The organism is Geminocystis sp. NIES-3709 (genome assembly GCF_001548115.1).
Classification (GTDB): Bacteria; Cyanobacteriota; Cyanobacteriia; order Cyanobacteriales; family Cyanobacteriaceae; genus Geminocystis.
Genome location: NZ_AP014821.1, coordinates 1,573,337 through 1,588,404, shown reverse-complemented (window position 1 = coordinate 1,588,404; position 15,068 = coordinate 1,573,337). Strand labels below are relative to the sequence as shown.

At 36.6% G+C, this 15,068-nt stretch carries 10 protein-coding genes; 6 read left to right on the top strand and 4 right to left on the bottom strand.

The features are described from left to right. Positions 1 to 168: 168 nt before the first annotated feature. Together GM3709_RS06740 and GM3709_RS19000 are read right to left on the bottom strand one after the other, a co-directional pair. Positions 169 to 4,578, bottom strand: coding sequence for an S-layer family protein (locus tag GM3709_RS06740; protein WP_066117604.1), 4,410 nt, complete (start codon positions 4,576 to 4,578; stop codon positions 169 to 171). Positions 4,579 to 4,873: 295 nt separating this feature from the next. Beyond that, complete coding sequence (locus GM3709_RS19000; RefSeq protein WP_231937628.1) at positions 4,874 to 7,624, bottom strand: tetratricopeptide repeat protein; 2,751 nt, start codon at positions 7,622 to 7,624, stop codon at positions 4,874 to 4,876. A 985-nt stretch (positions 7,625 to 8,609) separates the two neighbouring features. On the opposite strand from GM3709_RS19000, the gene cpeB reads away from it, so the two are divergent. The 5 genes from cpeB (at position 8,610) to GM3709_RS06710 (ending at position 12,667) form a co-directional block, all read left to right on the top strand. Beyond that, complete coding sequence (gene cpeB / locus GM3709_RS06730; RefSeq protein ID WP_066117601.1) at positions 8,610 to 9,170, top strand: C-phycoerythrin subunit beta; 561 nt, start codon at positions 8,610 to 8,612, stop codon at positions 9,168 to 9,170. 124 nt (positions 9,171 to 9,294) lie between these two features. After that, positions 9,295 to 9,789 carry a bleomycin hydrolase gene (locus tag GM3709_RS06725; RefSeq protein WP_066117596.1) on the top strand — a complete coding sequence of 165 codons (495 nt, stop codon included), beginning with the start codon at positions 9,295 to 9,297 and terminating at the stop codon, positions 9,787 to 9,789. Positions 9,790 to 10,132: 343 nt separating this feature from the next. Then, complete coding sequence (locus tag GM3709_RS06720; RefSeq protein WP_066117593.1) at positions 10,133 to 10,759, top strand: HEAT repeat domain-containing protein; 627 nt, start codon at positions 10,133 to 10,135, stop codon at positions 10,757 to 10,759. Between the two features lie 54 nt (positions 10,760 to 10,813). Further along, complete coding sequence (locus tag GM3709_RS06715; protein WP_066117590.1) at positions 10,814 to 12,073, top strand: HEAT repeat domain-containing protein; 1,260 nt, start codon at positions 10,814 to 10,816, stop codon at positions 12,071 to 12,073. Positions 12,074 to 12,091: 18 nt separating this feature from the next. Beyond that, a complete protein-coding gene (locus GM3709_RS06710; RefSeq protein ID WP_066117587.1) occupies positions 12,092 to 12,667 on the top strand; it encodes a phycobilisome protein in 576 nt (191 codons plus the stop codon). A gap of 7 nt (positions 12,668 to 12,674) precedes the next feature. On the opposite strand, the gene GM3709_RS06705 is transcribed toward GM3709_RS06710, so the two are convergent. Next, entirely contained in the window at positions 12,675 to 13,337 is a 663-nt protein-coding gene (locus tag GM3709_RS06705) for a HEAT repeat domain-containing protein (RefSeq protein ID WP_066117584.1), read from the bottom strand. A gap of 101 nt (positions 13,338 to 13,438) precedes the next feature. Between GM3709_RS06705 and GM3709_RS06700 the strand changes: the two genes are divergently transcribed. Beyond that, complete coding sequence (locus GM3709_RS06700; RefSeq protein ID WP_066117580.1) at positions 13,439 to 13,651, top strand: acetyltransferase; 213 nt, start codon at positions 13,439 to 13,441, stop codon at positions 13,649 to 13,651. A 209-nt stretch (positions 13,652 to 13,860) separates the two neighbouring features. On the opposite strand, the gene GM3709_RS06695 is transcribed toward GM3709_RS06700, so the two are convergent. Continuing rightward, positions 13,861 to 15,027: a glycosyltransferase gene (locus GM3709_RS06695; RefSeq protein ID WP_066117575.1), complete on the bottom strand. Its 1,167-nt coding sequence runs from the start codon at positions 15,025 to 15,027 to the stop codon at positions 13,861 to 13,863. Positions 15,028 to 15,068 lie beyond the last annotated feature (41 nt).

The following is a 15,068-nucleotide window of genomic DNA, read 5'->3' as shown; positions in this document are numbered from 1 at the left end:
TTTTCGCAGATTTAGGCTATTAGCTTTGTCAATTTATTACAAGACGAGTTATTGATTTCAGATAAGAAATTTATGTCACTATAGCTGTTGTATCACTATCCGCCAAAAAAATAAATTTCATGACTTACAGCGCAAGTGTGCTAAAGCGACTAATAAAGAGTTTTAGTTTTAGATAACGATAAAAGATTGATTTGTTAAGGCTAATCGAGGCTTTAAGCTAGCAATCTGTACCTGTGCATTACCCCCCACACCATCATCATCGAAGAATAAATTACCCGTAGTTCCATTGTAAATTAAATGATGATCTCCTGTAGTGGCACTTGCACCGATGACAAATTGACTTGAACTCAACACTCCTAAAGGTAAACTAAAAGAACTACCCTGAAGGACGATCGAATCTTCTCCCACTTTAAAATCAGTAATATTATTGATGCCCTCACTAGGAGAATTAAAACGGAAATAGTCAACACCACTACCACCTGTTAAGGTATCATTACCCATACCCCCCACAAGAGTATCATTACCGCTACCGCCTAAAAGAGTATCGTTGCCATTGTCCCCTTTTAAAAGGTCATTACCGCTACCACCATCAAGAAAATCATTACCGTCAAAGCCTTTGAGAGTATCATTACCACTACCTCCCTTCAGGGTATCGGCAAAAACATTGCCAGAGATGGAATCATCACCACCGGCACCGTCAATGAGATTTAATCCGACGCCTCCAGAAATAACATCATTACCACCAGAGGTATTAACTACCACAGTTTGTAACTGTTGAATCACGATGTCAAAGGTATCCTCTGCCGATAAACTCCCCGTATCCGTTGTCGTCACCTTCACGGAAATAGTGCCAATGTCACTGTTAGTGGGTGTACCGCTAAAAGTACGAGTATTCGTATCAAAACTTAACCAAGTAGGAAGATTACTTCCATTGGCTAAAGTAGCACCATAGGTAAGAGTATCCCCGTCGGCATCGCTAAAAGTATTAACGGGAACAATAAAATTAAAGGCAATCTGTTCAAAAGTACTTTGATTAGGAATTTGATTAATTAATTCTGGAGTATCGTTGACATCATTAATCTCGATCGACACGGTTAAAGTATCCGATAATGAACCACCGTCGGTGGCAATTACGTTAATGTCATAGGTGTCTTGAGTTTCAAAGTTGGGAGACGTAATAAAACGAACTTCTCCTGTAGTGGAATTAATGGTAAAGTCACTAGCATCTGTTCCCCCTAAACTCCAAGTAATGGTATTGTTAGGAGAAGTGGTGTCTGGATCTGTAGCCGTTGCTTGATAAACTACTGTAGTCGTGGCAATATTCTCATTCACGGAGGCAACATTAGTAGAAGTGATGTCAGGTGCTTCATTTACGTCTGTGACAGTGATTGCGACATTTTGATTGACATTTACAGTACCATCATTAACGGTGACAGTAATGTCATAGATGTTATTTGTACCTGCATCCAATGGATTTTCAAAATTCGGGGGATTGATGAAAGTAACCGATCCACTAGAGCTATTGATGTTAAACAGGGAAGCATCTGCTCCTCCTGTAATGCTATAGGTTAAGGTATCACCACCGTTGGCATCGGTAGCAGTGACGGTAAAGACGGTAACTGTATTATTTTCCGCAAAATTGAAAGCTGAACCACTGGTAATCACTGGGGATTGATTAGAGGCAGCATTAGTGATAGTGATTAGGGCACTAGGATCTGCATTGAGGATAACCGATACATTATTACTACTGTTATTGCCAGTAGCGAGGTCAACTTTGCCGTCTCTATTAAAATCCCCCACTGTTATCCCTCGAGGACTATTACCAACAGCTAGGGTGGTGCCTATACTAAAGTTTCCTGTACCATCTCCTAACCGTATCGATACATTAGCACCAGTCTGATTAGCGGTAGCGAGGTCAAGTTTGCCGTCTCCATTAAAATCCCCTACTGTTACCGATGTAGGCGCTGAACCAACAGCTAGGGTGGTGCCTGTACTAAAGCCTCCTGTACCATCTCCTAACAATATTGATACATCATTGCTACCTTGATTGGCAACAGCGAGGTCAACGTTGCCGTCTTCATTAAAATCCCCTACTGTTATCGAGAAAGGAGTAGTACCAACAGCTAGGGTGGTGCCTGTACTAAAGCCTCCACTACCATTTCCTAACCGTATTGATACACTACTAAGACCATCCGGACCACTTTGATTGGCAACAGCGAGGTCAAGTTTGCCGTCTTCATTAAAGTCCCCCACGGTTAACGATCGAGGTTGGAAACTAACAGCTAAGGTAGTGGGGGTACTAAAGCCTCCATTCCCGAGCCCTAACAATATTGATGTATTAGCACTATTGGCATTGGCAACAGCGAGGTCAAGTTTTCCGTCTCCATTAAAATCCCCCACTGTTATCCCTCGAGGACTATTACCAACAGCTAGGGTGGTGGCGGTATTAAAGCCTCCTGTACCATCCCCTAATAATATTGAGACATTATTACTATCTCGATTGGCAGTAGCGAGGTCAACGTTGCCGTCTCCATTAAAATCCCCCACGGTTAACGAGTAAGGACCTGCACCAACAGCTAGGGTGGTGGCGGTACTAAAGCCTCCACTACCGTTTCCTAATCGTATTGATACGTTAGCACTACTGACATTGACAATAGCGAAGTCAACGTTGCCGTCTCCATTAAAATCCCCTACTGTTATCGATCGAGGAGCACTAACTACGGCGAAGGTAGTCTGAGGTTTAAATTGGGCGGTGGAGTTGTTACCGAGGATGTAATCCGTTCCTGATGTAAGGTTGATTTGTACCGTTTCATTCCCCTCTGTATTTCCATCGGTTAAGGCATTGAGGTTGAGGGTAGCAGTGGTTTGTCCTGCCCCAATGGTAAAGGTATTATTGGTTGTATTGACATTAGAGATACCTGCCCCTGCCGTCAAGGTAAAGTCATCATTGATGGTTGCAGTGCTACCAGTCACATTGAAGTTAACTACGATGCCTCCAGAGGGTGCAGGTCGATCGAGGTTAATGGTAAAGGTGCTAGAATTTCCCTCTTGGGTGGGAGTCGTTCCTCCCGTCATGGTGACAGTGGAAGTGGTATTAAGAAGTACAGATGCGTTTGAATTACTATAGTTAACGGTGACGATGTCTTGTTTGCCATCTCCGTTAAAATCTGCCACTGACAAAGAACGAATTATTGTTGTCGGTGTAAAATTTTGGGCAGTAACAAAACTACCATCACCGTTTCCCGATAAGATAGAAACAGAACCCCCTTGAGCAACAGCGAGATCTTGTCTTCCATCTTTGTTAAAATCTGCTATGGTTACATCTTGTACAGAACCAGTAAAACTGCCAAGAGTCGTACCAAAAGTAAACCCACCATTACCATCACCTAATAATATTGATACATTTTGACTTAAATCATTAGCAACCGCTAAATCTTGTATTCCATCTCCGTTAAAATCACCTATTGCTGGAGTTCTAGTACCATCCCCAAGGGTAATATTGGTAGGAGAACCAAAACTACCATCACCATTGCCTAAAAATATGGATATTCGATCGCCACTGTAACTACCACCGACAAGATCAAGTTTACCATCACCATTAAAATCTCCCACTGACACGAAAACAGCATTAGTAGCGAGAAGATTAGTAGTGCCTGAAAAACCACCACTACCGTCACCTAATCGTATTGAGATACTATTCCCTCCGCTATTAGCAATGGCAAGATCCTGTTTTCCATCTCCATTAAAATCTGCTACGGTAACAACTCGAGGATTAGAAGGGGTACTTATAGTAGTTTGATTTGTGAAACTACCTGTACCGTTCCCTAATAATATTGATAAAGTTCCAGCGTTACGATTACTAACTGCAATATCTTGTTTGCCATCACCATTAAAGTCTCCTATGGCAAGGGATTGAGGATTATCACCAACGGCTATCGTATTATGATTTGTGAACCCTCCATTACCGTTGCCTAACAAGATAGAGATATTATCATCTGATTGATTTGCAACGGCAAAATCTAGTTTTCCATCTCCATTAAAGTCTCCCACTCTAACGAATCGAGGCTGATTGCCAACGGTAAAATTGGTGACAGTACCAAAGTTTGCCTGTTCTATTTCTGTGGCTTTCCCTTGAATGATAATGGTGGCGGTGTCGTTTTCCTCTCGAATATGCTGTAATTGCGTCTCACTCAGGGTAACTCCTCGTACTATAGCTGAAAATAGCTCTCCTTCGTCTCCTTCGGTGTCAAGGGTGTTGATTTGGGCATCCACATAGTGACCGATTTCTTCTAATAATACTGCGGTAATTTGTTCTTGAGTGGAGCTATTAAGAAACAACTCTGAAATATAGATAGTGTTTTTACTGAGGGCATAACCTGCTACGGCAGTACCTAAGACATTTTGAGAGACTGTTTCTATGGGAGGTAACGAGCTAAAATCTTGGTTTTCCCATTGATCCTTGATATTTTCGGCTGTGGTTCGATCGAATTGTGAACCAAAGATTAACTCAAAATCTGTCCAAAAATTAATGGATGTAGCGAAATTTGCGAGTATGTTCTCTAGGATACTTACGTTCATCAGTTGTTATTCGAGTTCGATCGAATAGGTGTTTTATTCTAGTTTATCATTTTCAGCGTCGATGCAGATATAATTTTATGATGTTCGATCACTAAAAGTGGCACTTCGTGATCGCCTAGTGCCGCCGAGCAGCGATCGATCGAGGTTAATATAATTATAGGTATGGTATCATTACCCGCCAAGAAATAAATTTCATGACTTACAGCACAAGTCAGCTAAAGCGACTAATGGAATTTTCTGATAATCGCTTCAGCAGATTTAGGCTATTAGCTTTGTCAATTTATTGCAAAGCGAGTTATGATGTTCGATCTATTTCTATCATTTCAGGTGGTTTTTGTTGTTCATAAATATCCCACATTTTTTGATAGGCTTTTTCTAAATGACGGGTGAAAACAGGGGTATCAAAGAGGGGATAAGTAAGGCGATTTTTAGCAAGTTTTTTCTTGATAGCTTGTAATTTACGGCTCGATCGAGCTAAAGTAATAGCTAATTTTTGATAGTCTTCTAAGTTAGTGGTAATTAATTCGGGTAAACCAATGGCAGTTAAAAGACTGGAAGCCACACGGGTAGCAAAGGTTTCACCCTGCCAAGTAATTAAGGGTAATCCCGCCCATAAACAATCACTAGCTGTGGTGTGAGCATTACAATAAAGGGTATCAATGAATAAATCCGCTAATCGATGACGAGCTAAATGTTCGGCTTTGGGTACATAACCACAGAAAATAAGCCTTTGGGCATCAACTCCCCTGATGGTGGCTTCCCGTTGCAAATTGCCTTGAGTGGTTTTATCCCCAACTAATAACCAAAGTACGCTATTTTCTACCTCTTTGAGAATGTTCATCCACATATCAAAAACCACAGGCTCAATTTTATATTTATTGTTGAAACTACAAAACACAAAAGCCGATTCAGGGAGGTTATATTGTTCACGGGTGATGGGAGTATCTGCGATAACTTGTTGATTGTCGTTAACTTGATAGCAGTGGGGAAGCAAAACTAATTTTTCCGTAAAATCTTCCGCAAATTCAGGAGGGGTTATAATACGATCGCTAATTAAATAGTCCATGAAAGGCGCTCCCATAGTACCGGGAAAGCCTAAATAATTAACTTGAATAGGGGCTGAACGTAGTGCTAATATGGCGGTACGAGAACCATGAGTATAGCCGTTGAGATCCACTAAAATATTAATACCATCTTCATAGATTAATTTAGCGCTTTCTTCATAATCTAGTTTGGCGATGTCTCGAAATTGATCCACTGAAGCCATGATATGCTGACGATAGCTACTCTGATCATTAACTCCACTAGAATAGGCAAAAATTTCAAAATTAGTTTGATCGTGATGATTAAAAAGGGTTTGCATTAAATGACTGGTGGCATGATCTCGAAAATCGTGGGATAGATAGCCAATCCGCAGTTTACCCTTAAGAATGGGAGAGTGTTGAAAATTGCATTCAAGGCGTTTTTTTCGCCATTGGGATTCAAAATCTTGTCCGTGACTCATGGCAATTTGCTTTAATTGTTGCCGAGTCCAAGGTTTATAAACGCTCTCAAATACAGGCATAGTAGTTATTTTCTTTTGCTCTATTTCTTGTTGACTGACACGCCAAAGGGTTTTTAAATCTGACTCTCGATTTGTCCAATCACAAGTACCCTCCCTCAGACAAAATAAACGGGTAAAAGCCTCTAGGGAATTAGGATCTAAACTTTGCAGTTTTAAATAAACATTTCTTAATTCTTCCACACTAATTTTATTTTGATGTAAAAGAGGAGATAGGGCAGAACCTAGACACTGATAGGCTTTGGCATAGTCTGGTTTAAGTTCGATCGATCGTTCAAAACATTTAATGGCTTCTTCTATATGATCTTGTAATCTTAAAACATTACCAAGATTAACTAAGGCTTCGTGATAGATAGGATTTTGTTGTAAGGCTTGTTGCAGATATAATTGAGCTTCGGGAAGTTTATTCTGCATTTGTAAGGCTAAACCGATGTTGTTATAACCATAGGCATAACTAGGATTAACTCGAATAGCTGATTTAAAATACTCGATCGCCTCATCTATATTTTCATCGGCAATGGCTAACAATCCTAAACTGTTATAAGCCTGTGCATATTTAGGATTAAGATTAAGGGCTTTTTGATAAGCAATTTTAGCTTGATCTGATTGTCCAATATTTGCCATTGTCACCCCTAATTGATACCATTGCTCGGCGGTTTTGTTTTCTAAAAGTTCTCCCCCTTTCAAAGTCGGTATTTTTTGATCTTCTGGGGTACTAGAACTTATGTTGATTTTTTCTTCAACACCCATCAAAGTCTTGTTTTCTCGTTCGGTGGGGGTAAGAATGTTGACTTTTTCTTCAACTTTTGGTGAATTGTTAAACCAAAGGGGAGCTAAATCGGGACGGTGTTTTTCGATCCAGAGACGAGATTCTTGGACACATTTTTGATAATCCATGCCACAGGTTTGACTGCCTACATGATGAACATAGGCACGGGAGATATAATGTTTTAAACCGTTCGATCGCATTTCTAAACACTGAATATCATCTGAAAACCAGTTGATGGGAGGAAAATCAATCCAAGCACGGCGAGAAATCCATGCAAAAATAGGAGCTATGACAGATTCTTCGATAACTTCATTTTCCCAAGGATAACGAAGATAGTTATTCAGGATTTTGTCGGTATAACGAATATTTTGTCTTCCTCTGGCATAGTCTGAACGACTGGCAACCCATCCTAATGATGTCGATCGTAATTTTTCAACATCTTCCATCAAATATTGCCAACTATCAGGAGTTAAAACAATATCATCGTTAGCAATAACTACTTCTTGATGATCTTGAAAAGCCTCTTTGACTGCATAGTTATAAGCATCACCAAAATTAGTACTTTGATTGGAAAAATTAACCGTCTTATGTTTAGGACATTTGAGATTTGAACCTGATATATAAATTGTTACATCAGATGGGAGATAAAATGTGATAGATGCAATTAAAACGGGTAAACATCGAGCATTAACAGTACAAATTACGATCGCAGCCATTTACAGTAGTTATATAATAATTTTAATTTTAGTGTAGTGGGAGAAATGAATTTTATTAGCTATTCGATCAAAGTTCTATCAAATTCATAATTACTATTTTTTAGTTTATTCTCATATCTTGTACCAATACATAAAAACTAAATAAAAGGTGGCAGGTAGTCGGTGTCAGGTTTAATGATTTTTGACTATTTTGAAGGTTGAGGCAACAATTAAGAGTTTTTTTTGCAGAATAGCTTAAAGTTAATTGTTTTTTCTTAACCTAAAACCTGAAATCTAAAACCCGAGATGTTTTTCACTATGAGTGCAAGATCTCAGTATTGATAAATACTATCGAGAATAGATGGATATTCTTTCGATAGAACCCATTTGGGATCCTTAAAACTAATTATTAAGATGTCAAAAAATAAAGGGGATTATGTAGATTGTAACCTATCAATAACTGTTAAATATAAAAAGGAAAAACGGGAAAGGAATATTATGTTTATGTAACTCATAAACAATACCTTCACCGAAAAAAGATCATTAAAAGTATCTCCTGTCAAATTTTTCTTCCACAGATAAGGATAGTTTTTCTCTTTTTTGGTTATTCCGTAGATTTATCCCCCATTGAATTATGTTGGTAAAAATTCAAAGAATTTCTTCGCCAAGGAGAACCTCGAACTCAAGAAGAATTAAACCATAATATTAGCGAAGCAATCGCTCAAATAACAGAAGATGAGATTTTTGGTTGGTTTGCACATTGTAGTTTATTCATTTGAAAACCGCTGTAAGTATCGCTATGTAATTTAGGAAAATTCTAATTCTTCTTGATTTTTTTCTTTTATTCCAAGATATATTTTTTCGAGTTCTGTTATAAATGTTACAGATTGTTAATTACTTTCCTCAGAATTTTTTAAATTATCCCTCATGATTTATCTTTATATTTAACAGGTTCAATAAAGAACCAAAACGTTGTTTAAAAAAAAATATATTGAAGGAGAGCTGAATGTTAGACGCTTTTTCAAGAGCGGTTGTGTCCGCCGATAGTAAAACTGCTCCCATTGGTGGAGATGATTTAAACCAATTACGTAGCTTTATTGCTTCAGGTAATCGTCGTCTTGATGCCGTTAATGCTATTGCTAGTAATGCAAGTTGCATGGTATCTGATGCTGTAGCTGGTATGATTTGCGAAAATACTGGGTTAATCCAAGCAGGTGGTAACTGCTACCCTAACCGTCGTATGGCTGCTTGTTTACGTGATGCTGAAATTATCTTACGTTATGTAAGCTATGCCTTATTAGCAGGTGATGCGTCCGTATTAGACGATCGTTGTTTAAATGGTTTAAAAGAAACCTACACTGCTTTAGGTGTTCCCCTTCAGTCCACTGCTCGTGCAGTTGCTATTATGAAAGCTCAAGCCGCTGCTCACATTCAAGATAATCCTAGCGAAGCTCTTGCTGGTGCTAAACTTCGTAAAATGGGTACCCCTGTGGTAGAAGATCGTTGTGCAAGTTTAGTTGCTGAATCTAGCAGCTACTTCGATCGTGTAATTGCTGCTCTCAGCTAATCAGTCTATCTATAACCATCTTTTGACGGTTGTTCATTTACCTAATTGGTTTGTTCCATGTCTGAACCTGCCAATACGATAAAAATTCAAGTTCACTTAAGTCAAATTTAGAAATACAAAAGATATGAAGTCTGTTATTACCACAGTTGTTGCCGCTGCAGATGCTGCCGGACGTTTCCCTAGTACCTCTGACTTAGAATCTGTACAAGGTTCTATTCAACGTGCTGCTGCTCGTTTAGAAGCTGCCGAAAAATTAGCTGCTAACCTCGATGCAGTTGCTAAAGAAGCTTATGATGCTTGTATCAAAAAGTATTCTTACCTCAATAATGCGGGTGAAGCTAATTCCACCCCTACTTTCAAAGAAAAATGTGCTCGTGACATCAAACACTATCTACGTTTAATCAACTATTCTTTAGTTGTTGGTGGAACTGGTCCTCTTGATGAGTGGGGTATTGCCGGTCAGCGTGAAGTTTATCGTACTTTAGGATTACCTACTGCTCCTTACGTTGAAGCTCTTAGCTTTGCTCGTAATCGTGGTTGTGCTCCTCGTGATATGTCTGCTCAAGCATTAACTGAGTACAATGCTCTCCTTGATTATGTAATCAACTCTTTATCTTAATTTTGATAGAGTAAATCGATTCTTGGTATTAAGTTCCTAAGAAAGTTAATTCCAGAGTTTTTAAATTAATAAAATAAAAGACTCTTTAAATATCTAAAAGACTCTTGGCTTAATAGTTTACCGTAATAGGTTAAGCTAATAAAACAAGGGTTTTTTAGTTTTTGGTCAAATTGTATTTTGGCTTATCAACTCAAAAATTAACCTGAATTTTACCCCTATAAAAACTGTTTTTAAATAAAAAAATTCAATCTATAAATATACGGACTAAAATCCTATTTCTATAGGAGATAAAATGGCTAACTTTTTTCAAAAATTAATTTATTAACTTTAAATTTATAAATATATGGATTCTTTTTTTGAACAATTAAAACACCCTAATCCTAATTTAAGAGAAAGGGCGATGCTTGACATTGCTGAATTTCAAGATGAAAATACTATTCCTCGTTTGATTAGTCTTTTAGGGGAGGAAGATGTAACTTATAGACGATCGGCAGTTAAAACTTTAGGGGTTATTGGAGTTACTGCGGTACAACCGATTGTTGATTGTTTGATGAATAGTGATAATGTGGTAGTAAAAGCCAGTTGTGGTAAAGCCTTAGCTCAAATTGCTGTTAACTATCCTGATGAGCCTTTTCCTGAAGTCGGAATGGAGGCATTAAAAACGACTGTTGATGATCCGAATCCTGTGGTTAATTTGGTTTCAATTATGGCTTTAGGGGCGATCGGTTCCCCAGCTTTGGATATTTTAATCGAAGCGTTACAAACAACGGAAAATATCTCTGTATCGGTGGCGATCGTTAATGCACTGGGTTCTATTACCGAAGATAAGGCAATGGAAGTATTAAAAACTTTAAGTGAAGACGAATCTCAAGATCCTTACATTAAAGAGTCGGCGATAAGTGCGTTATCTCGTTTGGAACAGGTAATTAAGTTTAAGTCAGTTAAGTATTCTCGGAAAAAAGATCAATAGAAATTAGCAATTAGCAATTAGCAATTAAAAACTATTAACTATTAACTAATTCTGATGGATAAACGTTTTAGCAGTCTTTTTTCAATTACCGAAGATCAAGCCATTAAATTATTGCAAACTCCTCTTGAACAACTGGAAGATCCTAGCGATCGCTATGCTGGTGCTTCTCATCTAGTATATTTTAAAAGTGAGCGTAGTATTCAAGCCTTAATCGAAGCGATCGAAACCTGTGATGATCAACTTTATAATCGCATTACTAGAAGAAAAGCGATCGAAACTTTAGGAAAATTCAAAGCAAATCAAGCCTTAGAAGTTATTTGTCGTTGTTTAAATGATGATGACTGTTATACCGTTGAAAATGCTGTTTGGTCGATCGGACAAATTGGTACTAAAGATGAAAAAATTTTGCAGGAAATTACGGAATTATTAAATAAATCGGATCAAAATTATCGGGTTATTATTCAAAATTTAGCTAAATTAAACTATCAACCAGCTACTGAAGTTATTAAAAAGTTTATTGATTCCGATGATCTATGTATTGCTAGTTCTGCACTATCAGCTATCGCCATTTTAACAAAAGATCAAAGTCAGGTCGATCGTATTGTCGAATTTTTGCAATCCGATAGTGTTAATGTAAGACGAGCTTCTATTCAAGATTTAATGGATCTAAATTATTATCCTGCTATTAGTGAAATTGCCTGTTGTCCTGTTTCTCTGGTTTTTCGTTTACGGGCAATTCGTGCTTTAGGAGAAAACTCCATCAATAAAGGATTTAAAACTTTTGCAGACATCGAGCCTTATTTAGATCAAGTTATTAGGGATCATCCTTCTGATTTAAAATTAGTTCATGAATATGATCAAACTCCTAATATCGAATTTTTGATTAATGAATTGTATCATACGGATTTTGGACGATGTTATCTTGGTAGTAAAACTTTGTTAGAAAATTACTCTGATGTTTTACCAGAAGCGTTGATTAAAACCTATAACGAATTAGCTCATAATGATTATGGGGGACATTATCATGTCATGAAACTATTTGGATGGTTAAAATACCAACCTGCTTACGATTTGTTAGTTGAATCATTACAAAATCAAGCTCCTCAATTTCAAAAGTCTCGTGGAGCGGCGGCGATCGCATTAGCAAATTTAGGAAATAAAGATGTTATTCCCTTATTAAAAGAGAGTTTAAAAACAAATATTTTTGATCTTAAATATGCTTGTTTAATGGCTTTAAATCAATTAGGAGATTTTGAACTACAAGATATTTTAATTAACGAATCAGACTTTTTAATCAAGGCAAAAATAAAATAATAATTATCACAAAATTTTATGTTAACAGAAAGAGCCAAACAATTAATTCCTAAAGCGAGAATTTTCAGCACGGCTAGGGTAAAAAGTATTTATCCTGAATCGGTAATTAATATTTTTCAAAAAGCTGATGATGAAGGTAAATATTTGAGTGATATTAATATTCAAGAAATACAAAATCTTTTACCCGATATAGAAAAAAGTCTCACCAAAAGCAAAATATTAAGAGATAAAGTCGATCGAATAGTAGGAAGAGCAAGGGAAAAAGTTTTAATTTCTTTCCCTTCTATTATTGAACCGGGGGGAGAATTATATCCTCCCGAAAGAGCGTTAGCTTGTTGGCGAGATTTTTGGCATTTTTTAAGGTGTATCAGCTATGGTATAGGAGGTGAAATAAAAGAATTTATCAGTCAAGAAGGACTTGAAAATATGGAGTTATTATACCAAGAATTAAAAGTTCCATTACCTGCTATGATTTTAGGTTTAGAAAATTTAAAATATTTTAGTTTAGCGGAATTTTCACCGGAAGAAAAAAATTATATTTCTCCTTATTTTGATCATTTAATTAACGAACTTAAAAAATTTACTAATGGATGATTTATTGTTAATTATTAATTGTGGCATCCAGAACAGCTTTAACAACTCGAATATCTTGATCTTGTTTTAATTTGCTTAAAGCATCTCTAGCTTTAGGATCAGAAAAATTACCTAATGCTAAAGCAACTTTAGCCCGAATACGCCAAGAGGAATCATCTACCATCTTTAATAATTCTACTAAGGCAGAATCTTCTTTAAAAGTACTCGTTAATTCCCCTAAACCTCTAATAGACGTTTCCTTTACCGTATAATCATCCCCTGCAATGCCACATAGACAAATGTCAAATAATTCATCAGGGCATTTAAAATCCATGAAAACAGCTAAGATACTAAGACGAACTAACCAACTATCATCTTGATGAAAAGCCTGTTGTAAATGAGGAATAGAAATTTCACCAAAAAAAGAGAGAGAATTAGAGGCTTCGGCTCGAACATTTGTATCGGCATCAAATTTGAGCATTTCTAATAAAGTGGCTAAAGATTCTGGACTTTTCTTCCTTCCTAAACCCATAGCAACAAAAGAGCGAACTAAAAATTGCTGATCTTTTTTAAGTTTTATTAGTAATGGAATGGCAACATCCGCAGAATAATCTTTTAATGCGGTAACAGCATCAAGTCTATCTTGAAAATCTTGAGAGGTTAATTTAGTTTCTATTTGACTAATATCCATTTCAAAAAAAAATTTTTTTAAAGTTTACTTTACTTAAGATTATCTTATTTGGCAAGATATTAAGTTATATTCATGATTATTATAAAAAGAGGTATTTTACCATGTCAGAAGTAGCGAATCTTTCCCCTTCAAAAGAAGAAATTGGAGAAGTGATTACAGAGTTAGAACAGTATCGAGAGAGACTTGTAAATGATATATTACAGTTAGGTAAAAAAATTAAGTTGTCTCAAAAAGCGGTAGATAAAAATATAACAGAACATCCTGAAATAGCACATATCGACAAAATGTTGGAACAACTTCGTTCTCAGATTTAATGTTATTAGAACTCCTGCCGACAGAATCTTTGATTTATTTGTCGGAGGATTATTAGCTTAAATTTAGATCTTGTACCTCTATCATAAATTCTCGGTGATCAGAGGGAAAAGGGAACAGGGAAAAGTGATAAGAATTGATTTTTAGTGTTTTATTTAATTAGTACTATTGTACTGATGAAAGATCTGAGTTTAACCCAATCTACTTAATTCTACATTCTCGGAATCAAACTAATTATTTGTGCTAAACCCTTAGTTAGATTATCCATGCTATAATTCTCTATACAACGTTGCCTTGCTAAATTACCTTTACTCTGGGCTTCGCTATAGTTGTTCAAAATATTTTTAATTTGTAGCTCGATCGAGGTATGAGATTCAGGTGGAACTAAATATCCTGTATTCGATAAAATATTGGGGATTTCTCCTACCTGGCTTGCTATAATCGGTTTTGACATAGCCATACCCTCAATTAACTCGAAGGGAAATTTTGCAACGGTGGTTAAACTATCTCTTGGTGTCACCATGACAATATGACTCATGGCGATAAACTCTGGCATTCCATCAAAGGGTTGAGGCAATATTTGTACAATCCAACGTCCCCATTTTTTTTGTAAATCATCAACATAGGATGATTGATTTTTGTTACCGCCCACTAATACTAATTTCAAATCTTCTTGATTCAAAGTGTCTAAAGCCTTCAGGATGTCTTCTATTCCTTGATCTGGTTTTGCTGTACCTGTAAACATTAATATTTTATAATCGGATAACCCGTATTTACCAAGAATAGCTGTGCGATCGAATTTACTAGGATCAAATAAATCTGTATCTTTCACATTAGGTAGATAAGTACCACCATAACGATATTCTAAAAATTTACTGCTAACGGTGATACCATTTACTTTTTCGATCGATTTTTCTAACCACTTAATATATAAAGGATAGCTCGGTTTTTTCAATGCACTATTACTAGACAAAATATCATTAATTATATTTCCTTGATATTGCCAATCATCGCCACCAAAACTTCCCATTTCCCAATTATCAATATCTAAAATTATCGGTTTTTTACTACGCCATGCCTTAACTAATCCGATACCTAAACTGCTTAATTGTGGCTTAATTACATATAAAATATCTCCATCAATTTCTGTCATAAAATCGAATGCCGTTTTTATAAATTTAGGCAAATTAACCCCATAAAAATAGGTAATTGGCAAAGCATAAGGAGGCTCTGGATATATTTGCTCACCATATAAAAAACCAAAAATATTAACTTGATAACCTAATTTTTGTAAACCTTGAGCGATCGTGTAACCCCTCGTTGTACCTTGAGATGATAAATCGGGAACGATTACTGATACTTTAGTTTGATTGGTCATAAGTTTCGATCGAGTTAAGTTTTGATAGTAAAAAAAGACGT

Bases quoted from the DNA above. Each gene is read 5' to 3' on its own strand.
- GM3709_RS06740 (WP_066117604.1), bottom strand. From the start codon at position 4,578: ATGAACGTAAGTATCCTAGAGAACATACTCGCAAATTTCGCTACATCC.
- GM3709_RS19000 (WP_231937628.1), bottom strand. From the start codon at position 7,624: ATGGCTGCGATCGTAATTTGTACTGTTAATGCTCGATGTTTACCCGTT.
- cpeB (WP_066117601.1), top strand. From the start codon at position 8,610: ATGTTAGACGCTTTTTCAAGAGCGGTTGTGTCCGCCGATAGTAAAACT.
- GM3709_RS06725 (WP_066117596.1), top strand. From the start codon at position 9,295: ATGAAGTCTGTTATTACCACAGTTGTTGCCGCTGCAGATGCTGCCGGA.
- GM3709_RS06720 (WP_066117593.1), top strand. From the start codon at position 10,133: ATGGATTCTTTTTTTGAACAATTAAAACACCCTAATCCTAATTTAAGA.
- GM3709_RS06715 (WP_066117590.1), top strand. From the start codon at position 10,814: ATGGATAAACGTTTTAGCAGTCTTTTTTCAATTACCGAAGATCAAGCC.
- GM3709_RS06710 (WP_066117587.1), top strand. From the start codon at position 12,092: ATGTTAACAGAAAGAGCCAAACAATTAATTCCTAAAGCGAGAATTTTC.
- GM3709_RS06705 (WP_066117584.1), bottom strand. From the start codon at position 13,337: ATGGATATTAGTCAAATAGAAACTAAATTAACCTCTCAAGATTTTCAA.
- GM3709_RS06700 (WP_066117580.1), top strand. From the start codon at position 13,439: ATGTCAGAAGTAGCGAATCTTTCCCCTTCAAAAGAAGAAATTGGAGAA.
- GM3709_RS06695 (WP_066117575.1), bottom strand. From the start codon at position 15,027: ATGACCAATCAAACTAAAGTATCAGTAATCGTTCCCGATTTATCATCT.